Origin of the sequence: Facklamia sp. 7083-14-GEN3 (assembly GCF_024742075.1) — a bacterium.
In the GTDB taxonomy this organism is placed as follows: domain Bacteria; phylum Bacillota; class Bacilli; order Lactobacillales; family Aerococcaceae; genus Facklamia.
In genome coordinates this window covers 170,010-189,312 of record NZ_JANSGD010000002.1, presented here as the reverse complement: position 1 = coordinate 189,312, position 19,303 = coordinate 170,010, and the positions used below count along the sequence as shown (strand labels likewise).

Annotated in this window: 22 protein-coding genes; all 22 read left to right on the top strand. The window is 36.9% G+C overall.

Annotated features, from left to right (window positions below; genetic code table 11):
• Nucleotides 1–186: 186 nt before the first annotated feature.
• The 22 genes from NW240_RS05515 (at nucleotide 187) to rpmF (ending at nucleotide 19,287) form a co-directional block, all read left to right on the top strand.
• Nucleotides 187–831 carry a GTP pyrophosphokinase family protein gene (locus NW240_RS05515; RefSeq protein ID WP_258436498.1) on the top strand — a complete coding sequence of 215 codons (645 nt, stop codon included), beginning with the start codon at nucleotides 187–189 and terminating at the stop codon, nucleotides 829–831.
• 24 nt (nucleotides 832–855) lie between these two features.
• Nucleotides 856–1,671 (top strand): NAD kinase, encoded by an 816-nt coding sequence (locus tag NW240_RS05510; RefSeq protein ID WP_258436496.1) that lies wholly within the window; start codon nucleotides 856–858, stop codon nucleotides 1,669–1,671.
• A gap of 28 nt (nucleotides 1,672–1,699) precedes the next feature.
• Entirely contained in the window at nucleotides 1,700–2,593 is an 894-nt protein-coding gene (locus tag NW240_RS05505; protein ID WP_258436495.1) for an RluA family pseudouridine synthase, read from the top strand.
• A 13-nt stretch (nucleotides 2,594–2,606) separates the two neighbouring features.
• Nucleotides 2,607–3,974, top strand: a complete 1,368-nt coding sequence (gene mgtE / locus NW240_RS05500; RefSeq protein ID WP_258436494.1) for a magnesium transporter — start codon at nucleotides 2,607–2,609, stop codon at nucleotides 3,972–3,974.
• A gap of 201 nt (nucleotides 3,975–4,175) precedes the next feature.
• On the top strand, nucleotides 4,176–5,246 hold the full coding sequence (locus NW240_RS05495; RefSeq protein WP_258436493.1) for a M42 family metallopeptidase: 1,071 nt from the start codon (nucleotides 4,176–4,178) through the stop codon (nucleotides 5,244–5,246).
• A gap of 162 nt (nucleotides 5,247–5,408) precedes the next feature.
• Complete coding sequence (locus NW240_RS05490; protein ID WP_258436492.1) at nucleotides 5,409–6,068, top strand: DivIVA domain-containing protein; 660 nt, start codon at nucleotides 5,409–5,411, stop codon at nucleotides 6,066–6,068.
• Nucleotides 6,069–6,145: 77 nt separating this feature from the next.
• Nucleotides 6,146–7,723 (top strand): peptide chain release factor 3, encoded by a 1,578-nt coding sequence (locus tag NW240_RS05485; RefSeq protein WP_258436491.1) that lies wholly within the window; start codon nucleotides 6,146–6,148, stop codon nucleotides 7,721–7,723.
• 168 nt (nucleotides 7,724–7,891) lie between these two features.
• Nucleotides 7,892–8,158 (top strand): phosphocarrier protein HPr, encoded by a 267-nt coding sequence (locus NW240_RS05480; protein ID WP_258436490.1) that lies wholly within the window; start codon nucleotides 7,892–7,894, stop codon nucleotides 8,156–8,158.
• The gene (gene ptsP / locus NW240_RS05475; protein WP_258436489.1) at nucleotides 8,158–9,879 is read left to right on the top strand and encodes a phosphoenolpyruvate--protein phosphotransferase; all 1,722 of its coding nucleotides are present in this window, start codon (nucleotides 8,158–8,160) and stop codon (nucleotides 9,877–9,879) included. The genes NW240_RS05480 and ptsP overlap by 1 nt, the downstream gene beginning before the upstream one ends.
• A gap of 183 nt (nucleotides 9,880–10,062) precedes the next feature.
• Nucleotides 10,063–11,274, top strand: coding sequence for a glycosyltransferase family 4 protein (locus NW240_RS05470; protein WP_258436488.1), 1,212 nt, complete (start codon nucleotides 10,063–10,065; stop codon nucleotides 11,272–11,274).
• A gap of 11 nt (nucleotides 11,275–11,285) precedes the next feature.
• Nucleotides 11,286–12,152 (top strand): NAD(P)-dependent oxidoreductase, encoded by an 867-nt coding sequence (locus NW240_RS05465; protein WP_258436602.1) that lies wholly within the window; start codon nucleotides 11,286–11,288, stop codon nucleotides 12,150–12,152.
• A gap of 120 nt (nucleotides 12,153–12,272) precedes the next feature.
• Nucleotides 12,273–12,500, top strand: a complete 228-nt coding sequence (locus NW240_RS05460; RefSeq protein ID WP_258436487.1) for a YkuJ family protein — start codon at nucleotides 12,273–12,275, stop codon at nucleotides 12,498–12,500.
• Nucleotides 12,501–12,725: 225 nt separating this feature from the next.
• Nucleotides 12,726–13,259, top strand: coding sequence for a YqeG family HAD IIIA-type phosphatase (locus NW240_RS05455; RefSeq protein WP_258436486.1), 534 nt, complete (start codon nucleotides 12,726–12,728; stop codon nucleotides 13,257–13,259).
• The gene (gene yqeH, locus NW240_RS05450) at nucleotides 13,243–14,370 is read left to right on the top strand and encodes a ribosome biogenesis GTPase YqeH (RefSeq protein WP_258436485.1); all 1,128 of its coding nucleotides are present in this window, start codon (nucleotides 13,243–13,245) and stop codon (nucleotides 14,368–14,370) included. Before NW240_RS05455 ends, yqeH begins: the two co-directional genes overlap by 17 nt.
• Nucleotides 14,371–14,402: 32 nt before the next feature.
• Nucleotides 14,403–14,720 (top strand): ribosome assembly RNA-binding protein YhbY, encoded by a 318-nt coding sequence (gene yhbY / locus NW240_RS05445; protein ID WP_258436484.1) that lies wholly within the window; start codon nucleotides 14,403–14,405, stop codon nucleotides 14,718–14,720.
• 19 nt (nucleotides 14,721–14,739) lie between these two features.
• Nucleotides 14,740–15,417, top strand: coding sequence for a nicotinate-nucleotide adenylyltransferase (locus NW240_RS05440; RefSeq protein WP_258436483.1), 678 nt, complete (start codon nucleotides 14,740–14,742; stop codon nucleotides 15,415–15,417).
• A 17-nt stretch (nucleotides 15,418–15,434) separates the two neighbouring features.
• The gene (yqeK, locus tag NW240_RS05435) at nucleotides 15,435–16,052 is read left to right on the top strand and encodes a bis(5'-nucleosyl)-tetraphosphatase (symmetrical) YqeK (protein WP_258436482.1); all 618 of its coding nucleotides are present in this window, start codon (nucleotides 15,435–15,437) and stop codon (nucleotides 16,050–16,052) included.
• Between the two features lie 8 nt (nucleotides 16,053–16,060).
• Nucleotides 16,061–16,423 (top strand): ribosome silencing factor, encoded by a 363-nt coding sequence (gene rsfS / locus NW240_RS05430; RefSeq protein ID WP_258436480.1) that lies wholly within the window; start codon nucleotides 16,061–16,063, stop codon nucleotides 16,421–16,423.
• A complete protein-coding gene (locus NW240_RS05425) occupies nucleotides 16,423–17,193 on the top strand; it encodes a class I SAM-dependent methyltransferase (RefSeq protein WP_258436479.1) in 771 nt (256 codons plus the stop codon). Before rsfS ends, NW240_RS05425 begins: the two co-directional genes overlap by 1 nt.
• On the top strand, nucleotides 17,194–18,414 hold the full coding sequence (locus tag NW240_RS05420; RefSeq protein ID WP_258436478.1) for a nucleotidyltransferase family protein: 1,221 nt from the start codon (nucleotides 17,194–17,196) through the stop codon (nucleotides 18,412–18,414).
• Between the two features lie 124 nt (nucleotides 18,415–18,538).
• On the top strand, nucleotides 18,539–19,078 hold the full coding sequence (locus tag NW240_RS05415) for a DUF177 domain-containing protein (protein ID WP_258436477.1): 540 nt from the start codon (nucleotides 18,539–18,541) through the stop codon (nucleotides 19,076–19,078).
• 29 nt (nucleotides 19,079–19,107) lie between these two features.
• On the top strand, nucleotides 19,108–19,287 hold the full coding sequence (gene rpmF, locus NW240_RS05410) for a 50S ribosomal protein L32 (RefSeq protein ID WP_258436476.1): 180 nt from the start codon (nucleotides 19,108–19,110) through the stop codon (nucleotides 19,285–19,287).
• Nucleotides 19,288–19,303 lie beyond the last annotated feature (16 nt).

Sequence of the window (19,303 nt, the reverse complement as noted above, 5' to 3'; positions counted from 1 at the left end):
TCGTAATATGATACATCGCAATTAAATAGTATGCCTAAAATTATAATGAATTTCAAGTAACATTTATAAATATGCGAAAGGAGACCGACTTATGGTAAAATAATGGCTAGATGAAATAATAATTTGAAAGTTAGTTACGTTTATAATATATTGTTCAATTGGGTGATAAGTAGAAGGGAGCTAATCATGGGAGAGGAATTTAATAAAGACAAAGCTTTAGTAGAAGATTGGGCACTTTTCTTAGCACCTTATGGACAGGCAGTGGAAGAATTAAAACTAAAATTAAAAAGTATCCGACAAGAATACATTGACTTGGATAAGCATGCTCCGATTGAATTTGTCACTGGAAGGGTTAAGACACCTGAGAGTATTCTTGAAAAAATGGCCGTTAGACATATAGATAATGAGAACTTTCTTTATGGTGTGCAAGATATTGCAGGAGTAAGAGTTATGTGTCAATTTGTGGAAGATATTTACGAAGTAGCAGAACTCTTGTTGAAAAGAACCGATTTTAAAGTCGTTATGATTAGAGATTATATCAAAAACCATAAACCGAGTGGTTACCGCTCCTATCACATGATTTTAGAGTATCCCGTAGAACGTATAGAAGGCAATATATCAGTTATTGTAGAAGTTCAAATCCGAACATTAGCGATGAATTTCTGGGCAACTATCGAACATTCACTCAATTATAAATATGATGGAAAATATCCAGTTGAAATTTTAGAAAGATTACAAAGAGCTTCAGAAGCTGCATTTCTATTGGATGAGGAAATGAGTCAGATTCGAGAAGAGATTCATGAGGCAACTAAGCTTTTCGACTCCAAATAGGTTGTGAGATAAAGGGAGGATTCTATGAAAAAAATAGCAATTGTAAACAACCAAAAACCTCTTTCTATAGCCTATGCTCAGCAAATGAAGGATAAGCTACCTACTTACGATTTAAAAGAGTTTTCAGTAGGAGATATTCCGGACTACGTGATTTCAATTGGTGGAGATGGGACGCTTTTATCGGCCTTCCACCAATTTCAAAATGTAATTGATCAGACTCAATTTATAGGAATTCATACGGGACATTTAGGGTTTTACACGGATTGGTTGGGTGACCAAATTGATCAAGTGTTACAAGGAATTGTTGAGAATGAAGCAGATTCGATATCTTACCCCTTATTATCGGTAGACATTCAATTAGCCAAGGGTCAAAAGCAACATATCTTAGCCCTTAATGAATGTAGTGTGAGGTCTCATCGTAAAACCATGGTCTGTGATGTGGAAATTAAGGGTCAGTTTTTTGAAACTTTTCGAGGAGATGGACTCTGCATCGCTACACCGACAGGTTCAACAGGACTAAACAAGTCTTTAGGAGGAGCAGTTATGCATCCAAGAATTGAAGCTTTTCAAATGACTGAGATGGCTTCAGTCAACAATCGAGTTTACCGCTCACTGGCTTCTCCTATTATTCTACCAGCCGATGAGTGGCTTGTCTTGAGACCAGACCCATCGAATGAATGGATTGATATTACCACTGATCATTTGTTTTGGGCAGACCAAACAATCGATTATATTCGGTTAGAATTGGCTAAGGAAAGAATTCACTTTGCGAGTTTCAAGCACACGCATTATTGGAATCGTGTAGAATCTTCTTTTATTGCCAATAGGTTATCAGAATAAGTTTAATAATAGAAATAGCGAGGTAAAGATGGAGCTAAATTGGATTTATCAACATGAACATGAAATGACGATTAAGGAATTTTTAGCTCAACAAAATTTGCCCAAAGCATTCTTAAGGGCTGTCAAATTTGATGGGGAAATTTTATTAAATCATTTAAATATTCCGATTCGTTTTAAAATTAGAAAAGGAGATCATTTACGTTTGATTGCTCCAGTTGAAGTGGGCCATGATACGGTACCCCCTTCCCAAGAACCAATAAATATCATTTATGAAGATGCAGATATCTTAATATTAAATAAGCAAGTAGGCGTTGTTTCTATTCCTTCATTAGCTAATCCGGCAGGATCAATTGCTAATCGAGTCAGAGGCTATTACCAAAAACAAGGTTATTCGGACCAAGTAATCCATATAGTAACAAGACTAGACCGTGACACCTCTGGCTTAATGATAATTGCTAAACACCGATTAGCTCATGCTTTGATGGATCGTCAAGTAAGAGCGGGTCAAGTAGAAAAATATTATCATGCTTTAACCAGTCGTAGTCAATGGACAGACCATGGAATAATTGAAGCCCCTATTGCTCGAACAGAGTCTTCAATTATAACTCGTCGTGTTCATGATAGTGGAAAATATGCTAAAACTGAATATTGGTGTCAGCAAATTTATCCGGATGGAGCGCATTTAAGAATAAGACTTCATACAGGACGAACACATCAAATTCGGGTACATTTAACGCACATGGAAGGCCCTTTGATTGGCGATGACTTATATGGAGGACCTTTGACTAAAACTATAAAGCGTCAAGCCCTTCATTGTGGTGAACTGGAATTTATTCATCCAATGACTCAACAACCCTTACATTTTGAGATAGCCCTGCCACAAGATATGCAAGATTGGATTCAAGCCCAGCAAGTTAACTAAGGGAGGAATAGTAATGGAAGTATTTGAAAGAAGTTTCGAAGAGAGTGTCGCTAGCTTTAAAGCCATGCTCCAAAACAATCGTATGACACGCTTTCGTACCGAGTTTTTAGCATTACATAATTACGATCAAGCCAAAATTTTTACGGAGTTTGTTAGTTCTGAACGAAAAAAAGTTTATCAATATCTTGCTCCTAGTGAACTTGCTGATGTCTTTGATGCCTTTGAATCAGATATTCTTCACTTGAGTGAAGAATATTTTTTAGAGATGGAAAATGCCTATGCAGCCATTGTTCTAGGTGAGATGTACGCTGATAATGCGGTGGATATTTTAAATAATATTGATAACAAAGAAAAAGTAAATATGTATATGCATTTAATGCCTAATAATTCTGCTCGGGAAATATCTCGTCTGATAAATTATATTGATGAAACAGCCGGATCTATCATGACGACTGAGTTTGTAACTGTCAAAGAAGAATATACAGTCAAACAAGCTTATGAACATTTAAAAACGGCAGCCGCTCAAGCAGAAACTATCTATTATGTGTATGTGATTGATGAAGACAGACGATTAAAGGGTGTTTTATCTTTAAGAGATCTCATTGTTCATGATGATCAAACCTTAATTTCAGAAATCCTTAATCCTCGTTTAATCACAGTTGAAGTAAATGATGATCAAGTAGAAGTAGCAAAAATGGTACAAGATTATGACTTGTTAGCCCTACCAGTTGTAGGCTTTGATCGTGAATTACTTGGCATTATAACGGTAGATGACGTTTTAGATGTTATTCAAGAAGAAGCAGACAGTGATTACTCTGGTTTGGCTGCGGTTGATGTTAATGAAATTCATACCACTCCCTTTAAGGCTTCTAAAAGCCGCTTGCCTTGGTTAGTGACACTGCTATTTATGGGGATGGGTACAGCCACTTTGATTTCTCAGTTTGAAGGTTTGATATCCTCAGTGCCTGTTTTATCTAGCTTTGTTACTTTGATAACCGGTACAGCAGGTAACGCTGGAACCCAATCTTTAGCGGTCGCAGTACGTAAACTAACTAATAAATCAGAAGATGATAAATTTTTTGACTCCTTTGGTTTCGAATTGTTAACGGGTGTTGTAACGGGATTGGTCGTGGGGTTAACCATAGCGCTAGTGGCTGGATTTTGGAAAGGAAACCTCTTTTTGGGCATGATCATAGGGATTGCTATGGCTTGTGCAATCGTGGTTGCTAATATTGCTGGCGCTTTGATTCCTAAACTCATGATGAAGTTAGGCTTTGATCCCGCTGTGGCTAGTGGTCCATTTATCTCAACTTTAAGCGACTTAACTTCAGTCTTCATTTATTTTACGATTGCTCGAGTATTTTTAACCTATTTATCTTAATGATAAGAAAAACCTTTAGCTATAGACACCCGCTTGTTTTAGAATTTCAATTTTTAAATTCTAAAACAAGAGTAAAAAAGCTAAAGGTTTTTATTTTTTTCTTAATTTGCTTTTGAATTTACGGCTAATTGTTGTATAGTAGAATCAAGCGATTACAATGATTTATCTTTTAAGATGGATCAATATAAAGGAGAGAATAGAATGGTAGAATTGAATTATCAATTATCAGAATCAGATCGTGCACGTTTAGAACGCGTGAAAGAATTAACCGAGATTCCTTCACCAACCGGTTATACTGGTGAAATTATGTCACATTTAATGAAAAAATTTGACCAGGATAAAGTAGAGTATACAAAGACACCAAAAGGTGGTTTATTAGTAACTTTAGAAGGAAAAAATAAGGAACGTCAGCGTTTCATTACTGCTCACGTGGATACTTTAGGAGCTATGGTTCGTGCGGTAAAAGCTGATGGTCGTTTGAAACTGGACCTAATTGGAGGTTTTGTTTATAACTCTTTAGAAGGTGTTTATTGCAAAATCCACTCTGCTAAAACCGGTAAAACTTTTGATGGAACGATCCTAATGCATCAAACTTCTGTTCACGTTTACCGCAATGCGGGGTCATTAGAGCGTAATCAAGATAATATGGAAGTTCGTTTAGACCACCCTATCTTTAACCCAGAAGATGTAGCTGAATTAGGTATCGAAGTAGGAGATTTCATTTCTTTCCACCCACGTGCAGAAATCACTGACTCCGGTTATTTAAAATCACGCCACTTAGATGATAAAGTGAGTGTTTCGCTTCTATTAGAGGCTATTGAAGCGATTAAGGCTGGGGAACTTAAATTAGCACATACTACTCACTTCTATATTTCTAATAACGAAGAAATTGGCTACGGTGGGAACTCTAACATTGCTCCAGAAGTTGAAGAGTATATTGCTGTCGATATGGGAGCATTAGGAGATGATCAAACTTCAGATGAGTATACAGTATCTATCTGTGCTAAAGATGCTTCTGGTCCTTATCATGTTGGCTTACGTAATCAATTAGTTGGCTTATGTGATGATAATAAGATACCTTATAAAGTAGATATCTATCCTTACTATGGTTCAGATGCTTCTGCAGCTATGCGTGCTGGAGCAGATGTACGTCATGGATTATTCGGCGCTGGAATTGACGCTAGTCACGCCTTCGAAAGAACACATATTACTTCAGTAATTGCTACTTACGATTTAATTCATAAATACTTAGAAGCAGACATGGTAGATTAATCGTTTTAAGTAATAGGCCTTGTCATTTCTTATAGATGAGAAATGACGGGTCTTTTTTTGTTTAAAAAGTCAATGACAAGGGTAAATCGCATTAGGACCTATTCAAAGCAACTAATTTTTGTTAAAATTAGTTGATGGAAAAGAAAGTTATGAGGTGACTAAATGGACCGTATCAGCGAAGTGTCTGTAAATCTATTTGGCTATAATCGCAAACAAGTTAACCAATTAGTAGAACATAAAGACGAAAAAATTAAATCTTTAGAAAGTGATCTTGCTAATTTAAATCAGAAAGTCCAAGCTTTAGAAGAGAAAGTGGTTTATTTTCAGTCGATTGAAGCTGCTTTGAAAGATGGCTTAGTGGACGCACGAAAGACAGGAAATGATATTATTGCCGATTCAGAAGCAGAAGCAGAAAAATTAATAAAACGCACCAATGAACAAGTGACTCAATACAAAGAGAATTTTGCTTATTATAGTAAAGAATTAGCTAATACAGGAACAGATTTGAGAGATCAACTGAAAATGATGCAATCACAAATGCTTGACATGATTTCAGATTACGAAAAATTTGTTTCATCGACTAACTTTGACGAGATTTTTCCTAGTAAGCAAGTAGAGCGTTTTATGGATCAGATTGAAGATTTTGAGGAAGATGACTTGCAGCCAAATAATCATCGCAAGAATCTTTCGGCAGAAAAACAATTGTCGGATAAAGAAAAAGAGGAATTGCAACGTTTAATACAAGACGTTATAAAGAATGAAGAAAAGGCAGAAAAGTCAAAAGACAAAAAACTTGTCGATTTTAAGAAAGCTCATGGTTAACTAAATGATAAGAAAAGAGCTGGGGAAAATCCCAGCTTTTCTTGTCTTTAAGTTATCAATAGAAATGAGGAGAAATAATGGTTAAAAATATAAAAAAAGAAGTAGAGCGTCGTCGAACATTTGCAATCATTTCCCACCCCGATGCCGGTAAAACAACTATCACCGAGCAGCTCTTATTATTTTCAGGAGCGATACGTGAAGCGGGAACGGTAAAAGCTAAAGGAAAGAAATCAAATAAATTCGCTAAATCAGATTGGATGGAGATTGAAAAGCAACGAGGAATCTCTGTAACATCTTCTGTCATGCAAGTAGATTATGATGGTTATCAAGTGAATATTCTTGATACGCCAGGTCACGAAGACTTTTCAGAAGATACCTATCGTACTTTAATGGCGGTTGATGCAGCAGTAATGGTGGTTGATTCTGGTAAGGGGATTGAGCCTCAAACTAAGAAGCTGTTTGAAGTCGTTTCAAAGCGCGGAATCCCTATCTTTACATTTATGAATAAACTAGACCGCGATGGGCGTGAGCCAATGGATCTTGTAGCGGAATTAGAGGAAGTTTTAGGAATTGATGCCTATCCAATGAATTGGCCAATGGGTATGGGAAAAACTTTGCTAGGCTTATACAATTTATACAACCAGCGGGTGGAAATTCGTCAATCAGATGATGAAGATTATTTTATACCACTTGATGAAGAAGGACATGCCCAAGGTGACCATGCTTTCAAAGCATCTTCTATTTATAGTCAAGCTATTGATGATGCGCAACTTTTACATGAAGCTGGTAATAATTTTGATCGAGAAGCTATTTCTCGTGGAAAGTTAACTCCTGTCTTTTTCGGGTCAGCCTTAACTGGGTTTGGCGTACAAACCTTTTTAGATGCCTTTGTGGACCTTTCCCATGAACCAGCACCGGCTTTAACGGTTGACGAAGAATATATTCAACCAACAGATGAACGTTTCACAGGCTTTGTATTTAAAATCCAAGCCAATATGAATCCAGCGCATCGTGATCGCATTGCTTTTGTAAGGATTGTTTCTGGCCGTTTTGAGAAAGGAATGACAGTTACTTTAAATCGTACTGGAAAAACAATTCGTATGGCTCATACCACCCAGTTCATGGCTGATAGTCGAGCAGAAGTACAAGATGCTTTTGCGGGCGATATTATTGGACTATATGATACGGGAAATTTTCAAATTGGTGATACTATTTATGCAGGCAACCAAGCTGTCCAATTTGAAGATTTACCGCAATTTACACCAGAAATTTTTATGAAAGTAGCACCAAAGAATGTGATGAAGCAAAAATCCTTCCATAAAGGGATTGAGCAACTTGTCCAAGAAGGAGCCATACAGTTATATAAGACCTATCATACGGAAGAATATATATTAGGGGCAGTCGGACAATTGCAGTTCGAGGTTTTTCAATATCGCTTATTAAATGAGTACAATGCAGAAGTTGAAATGACTCCTATGGGTTCAAAAATTGCACGTTGGATTGAGGAAGATGAGTTAGATCCTAAGATGTCTTCTTCGCGAAACCTTTTGGCTAAAGATCGTTTCGGCCGACCTGTTTTTCTTTTTGAAAATCACTTTGCGGAAAACTGGTTTAAAGATAAGCATCCTAATGTTAAGCTTAAGCAGTTAATGTAAACCGCTTATCGATGGAGGGCAAGGGGTCACTAGTAAATAATCTTAGCTTTTAATTTTTGTTTTGTGTATAATAATGTTAGCGTTTGCCTAGGTTTTAATTTACCTAGAATGATTAGCTATGAAGCGTATGGCTTAATGTTAGAAATAATGTTTTAAGGAGATGAACATATGGAAAAGAAAGAATTTCACGTAGTTGCTGAGACAGGGATTCACGCAAGACCTGCAACTTTATTGGTACAAGCAGCAAGTAAGTTTTCATCAGATATTAACCTAGAGTATAAAGGCAAATCAGTAAATTTAAAATCAATTATGGGGGTAATGTCCCTTGGTGTAGGTCAAGGAGCTGATGTTACTATTACAGCTGAAGGCTCTGATGAGAAAGAAGCTATTGAAACGATAACAGAGACCATGAAGAAAGAAGGATTATCTGAGTAATGACTAATGAACTAACCGGTATTGCAGCTAGTGATGGGATTGCAATTGCACCTGTGTATTTATTAGTGGACCCGGATTTAAGTTTTGAAAAAAAGCGAATTGAAGATAGTGACCAAGAACTTGCTCGTCTGTCTACTGCAGTTAATCAAGCAAAAGCGGAACTTGAAAAAATTCGGCAATTAGCTGCTGTTCAATTAGGCGAAGAAGAGGCTCAAGTTTTTGATGCACATCTTTTAGTTTTATCAGATCCAGAATTCCTAGCCCAGGTAAAATCTTTAATTGAAGAAGATAAGATGAATGCAGAGGCCAGTCTTGAACAAGTTGCGGATATGTTCATTGCTACATTTGAAGCGATGGAGGATAATCCATACATGCAAGAGCGTGCAGCAGACATTCGTGATGTGAAACAAAGACTTTTAGCAGCTTTGTTAGGCGTAGAATTACCGACTCCAGCTACCATTGACCATGAAGTGATTGTGGTAGCAAGAGATTTAACCCCGAGTGATACTGCTCAGTTGAACAAAAAATATGTGAAAGCCTTTGTTACAGAAATAGGCGGGAGAACCTCCCATTCAGCTATTATGGCAAGGTCATTAGAGATACCTGCTATTGTTGGAATTAAAGGTGTCTCTAAGGCGGTGCAACAGGGAGAAAATCTAATTGTTGATGCCTTAGAAGGTCAAGTAATTTTGCAACCAAATGAGGCTGAACTCAAAGAATATCGCCATAAAGCAGAGCAATTCAAAAAAGATCAAGATGAACTAAAAAAACTGGTAACATCTCCATCTATCACTAGTGATGGAAAAACTGTTGAAATTGCTGCTAATATTGGAACCCCTAAAGATGTTGAGGGAGTAATAGCTAATGGAGCAGATGGAGTGGGCTTGTATCGGACAGAGTTTCTTTACATGGACGCTTCTGATTTTCCTAGTGAAGATGACCAATACAAAGCCTACCGTCAAGTGCTTGAGGCCGTTGATGGTAAAGGGGTGGTTGTTCGAACCATGGATATAGGTGGCGATAAGCATTTACCTTATATGAAGTTGCCACAAGAAATGAACCCATTTTTAGGATACCGTGCAATTCGTATTTCCTTAGATAAGAAAGAGATGTTCAAAACGCAATTGAAAGCTTTGCTGAGAGCATCGGTTCATGGTAAATTGAAAATTATGTTTCCGATGATAGCTACAATTTCAGAGTTTCGCCAAGCTAAATCAATATTTGAAGAGGCAAAACAGGAGCTTCAACAAGCAAAGGTTGAATACTCAGATTCAATCGAAGTTGGAATAATGATTGAAATTCCAGCTGCCGCTGTTCTAGCGGACCAATTTGCAAAGGAAGTTGACTTCTTTTCAATAGGGACAAATGATTTAATCCAATATTCAATGGCTGCCGATCGAATGAATGAGCAAGTTTCTTATCTTTATCAACCTTATAACCCTTCCATTTTGAGATTAGTTAAATTTGTGATTGAGGCTGCTCACCAAGAAGGTAAATGGGTGGGTATGTGTGGTGAAATGGCTGGCGACCAAATGGCAGTACCTATTTTATTAGGTATGGGATTAGATGAGTTTTCAATGTCTGCATCTTCAATATTGAAGACACGTCAGTTAATCTCACGCTTAGATAGTAAAAAGATGCAAGAATTAGCAGAGCGCGTGACCAAGGAGTGCAATTCATCTGAAGCAGTACTAGAGCTTGTTAATCAATACTTAGCCTAGAGCAAATTTTAATAAATAGTTAAGACCCTAGAAATAGTTTGTCGCCATTCAAGCATATTAGTATGTTTTATGGATCAAATTATTCAAAGGGTCTTTTTTCATATCGAAATTACTATTGTTAAGATAGTAAAATTTCTACTATAATAGATTAGAATAGAAATAAGCTTTTAGGAAGGAAGCATTATGAAGATAGGCATGTTTACGGATACCTACTTTCCTCAATTAAGTGGTGTATCAACTTCAATCAAATTATTAACAAAAGAATTGCGAGCCAGAGGACATGAGGTAGTTATCTTCACTACTACTGATCCTAATGCAGAAGCAGAGGCAGATGTTGTCCGAATTTCAAGCATTCCCTTTTTAAGTTTTTCTGATCGAAGAATTGCATATCGGGGATTTGATCGATGTCTAAAAATCGCTCGTTCTATGAACTTAGATCTTATCCATACGCATACTGAATTTAGCATGGGTTTAGCTGGTAAGTATGTTGCTAGCCGTTTAAAGATTCCTAACATCCATACTTATCATACGATGTATGAAAATTATACCCACTATATTTTAGATGGGCTCTTAGTTCAAGCTAACCATGTAAGAGTTATTTCACGTCAATATTGTAATCAATCGAATGCAGTTATTGCGCCTAGTCAATTAACTAAAGATACTTTAAAATCTTACGGCATTCATGTTCCTATTCAGATAATAGCTACCGGAGTAAATATTCCAAGCTTTAATCCTGAAGATGCTAAAAGTTTAAGAAAGAGTCTAGGATTTACTGATCAAGACCGTGTGTTATTATCTTTATCGCGTTTATCTAAAGAAAAGAATATTATTGAAGTTTTACATTCTTATTGTGAATTGAAACAAAATGAACCAGAGCTAAAATTAGTGATTGCTGGGGATGGACCAGAAAGAGAAAATTTAGAACAATATAGTCGTAAACATGATTTAGACGTGCGCTTTGTAGGATTCGTCGATCATGATGAAGTCTGGCGTTATTACCAAATGGCTGATTTGTATGTGAATGCTTCAGAATCTGAGTCGCAAGGACTGACTTATCTTGAAGCAATTGTTAATCGCTGTCCAATCATTGCTAAGAGTAATGATTACCTTAAGATAGTGATGCAAGAAGAGGCTTTTGGCGCCTTGTTTGACGAAGACTACCCACTTGATCAAGCGATAAGAGATTTTTTAGAAAAGATAGATTCGAATCAAGTCGATCCGATTAATACAGATAACCTATATGAGATATCAGTAGAAAAATTTGGGGATCAAGTTTTAGCTTTTTATCAGCAAGTAATTGAACGTTATATCGAAGAGGAAAACGGTCTTTTTGACCGCGTATTTGGTAAAGTCAAAAATGTCATTCGCGAAATTGTAATAGGAGGAAAAATCTAATGGATCAAAAGATAAAAGTAGGTTTTATTGGATTAGGGGTTATGGGTCAATCAATGGCGGGCCATATTTTAAAAGCTGGCTACCCGCTTTATATCTATAACCGAACCAAGGCTAAAGCCAATCAATTAGTTGAAGAAGGAGCTATTTGGAAGGACTCACCTGAAGAGATTGCTCAAGTATGTGATATAGTCTTAACAATTGTTGGTTATCCTGAAGATGTTGAAGCGGTCTACATAGGTGAAAAAGGATTGTTCAAAGGTGCTCATCCAGGTCAAGTTTTTATTGACTTAACGACTTCTAGACCAAGTTTGGCTCAAGAGCTCACTAAAAAAGGACAGGATTTGGGTGTTATTGTTTTAGACGCACCTGTTTCTGGTGGAGACCTAGGAGCTAAAGCCGGACGCCTAACAGCTATGGTTGGAGGAGATGATGCGGCTTTAGATAAAGTTCGTCCTATTCTTGAAACATTTAGTGCAAGCATTCAACACCACGGTTCTGCAGGTTCTGGGCAGCATGCCAAGGCAAGTAATCAGATTATGATTGCTGGTACTATGACCGGTATGGTTGAAACATTAAGATACGCTAAAGCAAATGGTTTAGATTTAGAAAAAGTCATTGCTACTTTGACAGGAGGAGCCGCTAACAATTGGTCACTAGCTAATTATGGCCCACGTATTTTAAAAGCGGACTATTCACCCGGGTTCTTCGTTAAACACTATATCAAGGATTTGGGCATTGCTCTAGAAGAAGCTGAAAAAGCAAATTTAGATTTACCAGGTACGAGTCTTGCGTATGATTTATACCAAGAATTAGCCAAAGTGGGTTATGAGAACGACGGAACACAAGCCTTAATTAAACTTTGGTGGGATCAAGTTTAATAGTTCTCCTTACCCTGAGGTAGAAAGCAGCTCAAAATTAATTTCTTGCAATTTTATCTCAGTTTGTTAGTATACCTTGTATAAAATAAATTATCTTCTTTGTGAAGAATGGAGGAAATCATGAAAGCATCTGTACTTACTGGAATTATTCAACGACTCGAAACAATGACTAAAGCAAAAGATGAAGTAGAAGTTCGTCGATTTGAATTGGATGGGATTGAAAAATGCCAAGTGACTTACTTACCAAATGATGATGCTTTTGAAATGACAGAATCAGAAACGGGAACAGTCTTCCGCTTCGACAATATTGACCTAGTAGCCATTGAAATCTTTGATTTGTTAGGTTAATTCGAACGAACAAAAAGAGGTCTGAGATAAATAAAATCTCAGGCCTTTTTAATTTAATTAGAAACAAAACGTAAATTCTATTCATCAGTAAAAAACTTAGGGATGGCGATTTTGAATAATAGCGTCAGTGAATCGTGAGTATAAGCGTAGTAGAATATGCTATAATGATTTTAAGTAAAAGAACATAATAAATGAAGATAATTAAAAATAAGTATAGGAGGAATCATGAGAAATTTGATTCAACCCACCTGGTGTCTTAATTCAATTTATCGTCTTAAGCCATCTGATTTAATCGACCAGCAAATTAAAGGCTTAATTGTAGACCTTGATAATACACTTTTGGCATGGAATTGCCTAGATCATACTCAAGAATTAGCATTATGGGTAAAAAGTATGCAAGATGCAGGTATAAAACTATTTGTTTTGTCTAACAATCACCCCGAAAGAGTTCACAGGGTAGCTAATCCTTTGAATTTACCTTATTTAGGCCATGCCTTAAAACCACTTAGACGTAGTTTTCGCTTAGCAATGAAAACGATGCAAGTTGATTCGGAGCATATCTTAGTGGTTGGTGATCAGATAATGACCGATGTAATAGGAGCTAAAAGCTTAGGATTGAAAGTACTTTTAGTTAAACCCATTGTCAATAATGATAATATTTACACCCTAGTCAATCGGAATTTAGAAAAAATGGCACTTAAATGGATCGGTATTGACCGACTCGGAGATTGGGGGGACCAACTTGAAAGAACTAACTAATTTAGAAGAAAACTATCAATGCATTGGATGTGGGGCTGAAATTCAAAGTGAAGATCCTGAAAAAATGGGATATTTACCGGCTTCTACTTTGGAGAAGAAGAAAACAGAAGGCGATTTTTATTGCCAACGCTGTTTCAGATTGCGTCATTATAATGAGCTACAAGATGTGCAAATTTCAGACGACTTATTTTTGGACCGCCTTTCTTCCATTGCAGAAGACGATGCTTTTGTAGTAAATGTTATTGATATATTTGATGTCGAAGGTAGTATGCTATCTGGCTTAAACCGCTTTATTGGAAAGCAACCCTTTGTTTTAGTAGCCAATAAAGTAGACTTATTACCAAAATCAGTCAAACAAAATCGCATTATTCACTGGTTGAAACAGCGTTTCTTTGAAAATGGTTTAAAACCAGAAGAAGTGTATTTGTTATCAGCCAATAAACCAGCAAGCTTACAAGCTTTAATTGACCGCATTGATCAAGAGGTAAGACAACGTAATGTTTATATAGTGGGAGTTACCAATGTTGGAAAATCTACCTTAATTAACCAACTGTTAAGACATTACGGTGGAGACAAAGAAATAATAACAACCTCCGATCATCCGGGCACCACACTCGATATGATTCGCATACCATTAACAGAAACAACGGGTATCATTGATACTCCTGGAATTATCAAGGAAAATCAACTCGCTCATTACTTAGATCGTGAGGGAATGAAGAAGTTACTACCCAATAAAGCGATTAAGCCTAGAACTTTCCAGTTAAATGCTGGTCAAACACTCTTTTTAGCTGGAGCAGGAAGAGTTGATTTTATAGCAGGAGAAAGGGCAGCCTTTACTTTTTATGTCTCCAATGATACCTATATTCACCGGACTAAAACAGATAAGGCAGATGACTTTTATCTTAAGCACAAAGGACAACTCTTAAGTCCGCCATATCTCAATCAAGCGATTGTTTTTCCTGAACTACAAGGGCGGGATTATCAATTAAAACCCAATCAAGATCTAGCTATTGCTGGACTAGGATGGTTAACAGTTAATGAGTCTGTTCAAGTAAGACTATGGGCTCCAAAAGCTGTCCAAGTTACTCAAAGAGAAAGTATGATTTAGTTTATTTAGTTTTGATTAGAAAAGGAGTCAATATGACCGTATTAAATAAAAAACAAATTAAGTACCTTAGAAAAAAAGCTCAAAAAGAAAAAGCAATTTTTCAAATTGGAAAGTTAGGACTCACAGAAGTCTTTATTCAACAAGTGGATGAAGCGATTGAAAAACGAGAGTTAATTAAATTTAATATTTTACAAAACTCTGATGAAGAAATCGATCAAGCGGCTGAACAAATTGCTCAGGCAATTAATGCAGTCATTGTTCAAACTGTTGGACATACTGCTGTCCTTTATCGCCCTTCGAATAAAGAAAAATATCAAAGATTAAGTGAAGAAATAGCCACCATCCAATAGTAATAGAAAGGAGGCCTCCATGCGGACGATCGTCAGTGAACAAACTATTTTGAGGATTGAGCGAGAATATGCCTCTGTCACCTTAGGGCAAATAGCAGATTTAACAACCGACCGTGATCGCCAACGCATCGGTATTTTAGGAGGAACTTTTAATCCGCCCCATTTAGGTCATTTAATGATGGCTGAACAAGTAGGGAAACAATTAGATTTAGATGAAGTATGGTTCATGCCTACCGCAAAACCACCTCACGCACCAGGCAAGCAGACAATTGCTTCTCAGCACCGCTTGCAAATGGTTCAAAAAGCAATTGAAGGCAATCCATTGTTTAAACTTCAAGCTTACGAAGTTAATCGTGGTGGGAAAAATTATACCGTTGATACTATGAGACATTTCGTGAAAGCTTATCCTGAGTGTGATTTTTACTTTATCATTGGTAGTGACTCAGCTAACGATTTAGAAACTTGGCGCGATATTAGTGAATTAGCTTCAATTGTTCAATTTGTGGGCGTGCGTCGACCCGGTGAAGAAGTTTACGGGGGGAAGTATCCAATCATTTGGGTAGATAGCCCATTAATAGAGCTTTCTTCAACGGAAATTCGTTTAAGAGTCTACTTGGAACAATCCATTCGTTACCAGGTTCCTGATGCGGTGATAGACTATATTCGACATCACGATTTATATCGTCGAATGGATTGATTAAAGAAGGAGTTTTTATGAAAGAAAAACTTATTTACCAACAAGATTTTATTAATATGAGCCGTCAAGACTTGATTAATCAATTAAGTAAACGTTTATCCAAAAGACGGTTTGATCATGTCATGGGGGTTGAAAAAAAAGCGATTGAATTAGCGAAGCTCTATGAAGTAGATATCGAAAAATCATCAATTGTTGCCTTAATGCATGATTACGCCAAAGAAATTGACTCCGAGGCAATGTTCACCCTAGCCAAAGAGTTTTGGCCAGATGATCGTCTAGCAGATGCAACAGAGGGAATTTGGCATGGTTTTGCAGCAGCCCAAATATTGAAAACCGATTTGGCGTGTCGAGATGAAGAAGTCATTCAAGCGGTAGCAGCGCATACAACCGGCTGGCATCAAATGACAAAACTTGCAAAAATCCTTTATATCGCAGACTACACCGAAGAAGGACGTGATTTTAAAGGAGTCAATAAAGTCAGAAAACTGAGTGAAGTTGATTTAGATAAGGCCTGTCTCTTGAAGATGCGTATGACAGTAAAAAACTTGATGAAAAAGCAAGAATATCTTTTCCCCTTACAAATTGAGGTCTATAACACTTGGATAAAAAACTATAAAGCAAATAAAGTAATTTAGGAGGAAATATGACGTTATCAAGTAAAGAAAAATTAGAAGTAATTGTAAAAGCGGCGGATGATCGGATGGGCCAAGATATTATGGCTTTAGATGTGAGTCAAATGACCCCATTGGCAGAATATTTTGTCATCATGCATGCCAAAAATGATCGTCAACTTAATGCGATTGTGGAAGAAATCACTGAAAAATGCCATCAGGCCAATATAAATATAAAAGGCTCTGAAGGTAAAGATGGTGGACGGTGGATTTTAATTGATATTTATGAAATCGTCGTTCATGTCTTTCATTATGAAGAGCGTAGCCATTATAATTTAGAAAAAATCTGGCGGGATGCCCCTTTAGTGGATACTTCTACTTGGGTGAATCCTTAATGAGTTTTACTGATGTAGCTTTGGTTTATGACCGTTTTAATAATCTGAGTGCCTATTACCAGTGGCTAGATTTTACTTTAGCACATGCAGGAGAAGGTGTTGAATCCGTTTTAGATATGGCATGTGGCACAGGTTATTTTACTCATTTACTAGCTAGAAATTATCAAGAAGTTAAGGGCATGGATTTAAATGAAGCAATGATTAGTCAAGCTAAAAAGCGTGTGGGCAGCGAAATTGAGAACCTTATTTTTCAACAAGGAAATATGTTGAACCTTCAAGTAGAAGAGGGTAAGTATGATTTAGTGACTTGTTATGCAGATTCTTTATGTTTTTTAAAGAACGAAGAAGAGCTTAAACAGGCTCTTTTTTCAATGATTGGCTGTTTAAAAGTTGGGGGTCGATTGTTATTTGATGTATGGACGCCTTATCAATTAAGTCAAGGGTTTGATCAGTTTTCTTATCAAGATGAAGATGAAAAGGGTGCTCTATTGTGGACATCTTTTACTGATGCCAATGATTTAAGTGTCACTCACCAGTTAACTGTCTTTGATCGCATTGGGACTGAAGCTGATCAAGAACTTTATAGACGTTATCAAGTGGACCTAGAAGAAAAAACCTATCCCTTAGCTATTTATAAAAAGTTTTTACAAGAAGCCGGGCTGCAACCACAACAGATTCAAGTTTTTGTCAACTTTGGTGAGCGTCAGTATGACGAATCTCAGGACCAACAGACTGATCGCTGGTTTTTTGTATGTCAAAAAGGGGAATAAATGATGAGAACCCTGGGTATTATTGCAGAATATAATCCTTTCCATTATGGCCATCTCTATCAACTTAAAAAGGCAAGGTCCTTAACCCAAGCTGAATGTATTATCGTTTTAATGAGTGGGAATGTTGTGCAAAGAGGGGAATTTCCTATCCTGGATAAGTGGCATAGGGCAGAGCTTGCATTAAAAAATGGAGCAGACTTAGTACTTGAACTTCCATTGAATGCTAGTCTGCAGGCAGCTGATTTTTTTGCAGGAACATCAGTTAATATCATGAAAGACTTAGAGGTTGATTATTTAGCCTTCGGAACTGAGTCAGCTGAACTAACGGACCTTCAAGCCTATTTAAATTTTGTCGAGTCCATTGATGCGAATTTACAAAAAGAAATCCGTCTTTTACTTAAAGAAGGAAAGGCATACCCAGCAGCCTATCAAACAGCTGTCGCTCAACAATTGAAAAAGTATAACTACAGCTTAAGTTTCGATCCCTCGGCCGCCAATCATATGCTAGGCATTCTGTACTTAAAAGCACTAAAAGGCTCTAAAGTTCAACCAATCGTTATCCCTCGTCTTAAAGAAACGCAAGAGTTATTAGAATGGATTGAATTACCACACCAACTACAGCCAACATCTATTCTTTCAGGCAGTCAAATTAGAAAGGAAGTCCAAGAGGATATTCTAAAAGCTCAAGATCTGCCGATAATGACTTGGCAGAAGTTGCAAATGCATTCCATAATCGAATGGCAGGATTATTATCCCTTACTGAACTATGCCATCTTAGCCTTGGGGAAAGAAGGTCTTGCTAAAATCCAAGGAATGGTTGAGGGAATGGAGTCGGCTATCTATAAGCAAAATCTCAAGACTCGATCTTGGGTGGAATTAGTGGATGCTCTTACTTCGAGTCGATGGACACGTTCAGCTGTTCAGCGTCTATTGATGATGGTTTTATTACATATTGATCAAGCAATGTGGCAAAGTTATTTAACGAAAAATAAAGTGCAAAAAATTATTCGTATATTGGCTTTTAATCAAGTGGGACGAAACTTTTTAAGCAACTTTAACTCGGAAAAAATAGAACTTTTTTCTAATTTATCGCAAGAAATAGCAGACAATTATCACTTGTCCTTGCAAGTAGATAATATCTTCCAGGCGAATCCATATAAAAATATCGAAGAACAAGTGATAGCTAGACATCCTATTCATTTAAATGAGCCTTATTTATAGCAAGCTGAACTAGTAATATGAACGTCAATCAGTTATACTGATAATGGTTTAGAATTGATTATTGTGATTGACAAGCTGTCTTTTCTTAAGTATAATTTATTTTGTCGTTTTAGAGGTGATATATATGAAATGGACCCTTCGTCAATTGCGTGAGGCTTGTCGTGACGGTATCTATTCCTTTGATGAGCGAATCGATATTCGATCACAAATAAGTGAACGCAAGTCGGATATAATCCACATTGATGAAGTGCATGCTAAAGGATATTTCCTTTTGCGTAATGAAGAGTTTTTACTCCACTGTCAATTTGATGTGGACGTGACATTGCCTTCTACTCGTAGTCTGAAGCCGGTAGTTGTTCCCTTATCGATAAAAGTGAGAGAACGCTATGTTGATAAAAGCTTAGACTTTAATGCCCAAGATTATGAGGAAACTACTATTGTTCTTGAACATGACTATATTGACCTCGCAGCATCTGCCGTTGATAATGTTCTTTTGAATATTCCAAGGCAAGTCATTGCAGAGGATGATACAGATCTTCCTTCAGGCAAAGACTGGGCAGTCGTAACCGAAGAAGAATATATTCTTCAAAACCAAGCAGAAGAGGATCAAGTTGATCCAAGATTTGCAGCCTTAAAAACGTTATTATCAGACCAAGATAAATAATGGTCATCAACTACCAGGAGGTGTAAAACATGGCAGTACCAAAAAGAAGAACATCTAAATCAGTAAAAAGAAAGCGTCGTACTCACTTCAAATTAAGTGTACCAGGAATGAATGCTTGTCCTGAGTGTGGTGAAATGAAATTAAGCCACCGTGTATGCGGTAATTGTGGTTTCTACGCAGGCAAAAACGTAGAAGAAACAGCTAAATAATTTTCAAGATCGGGGA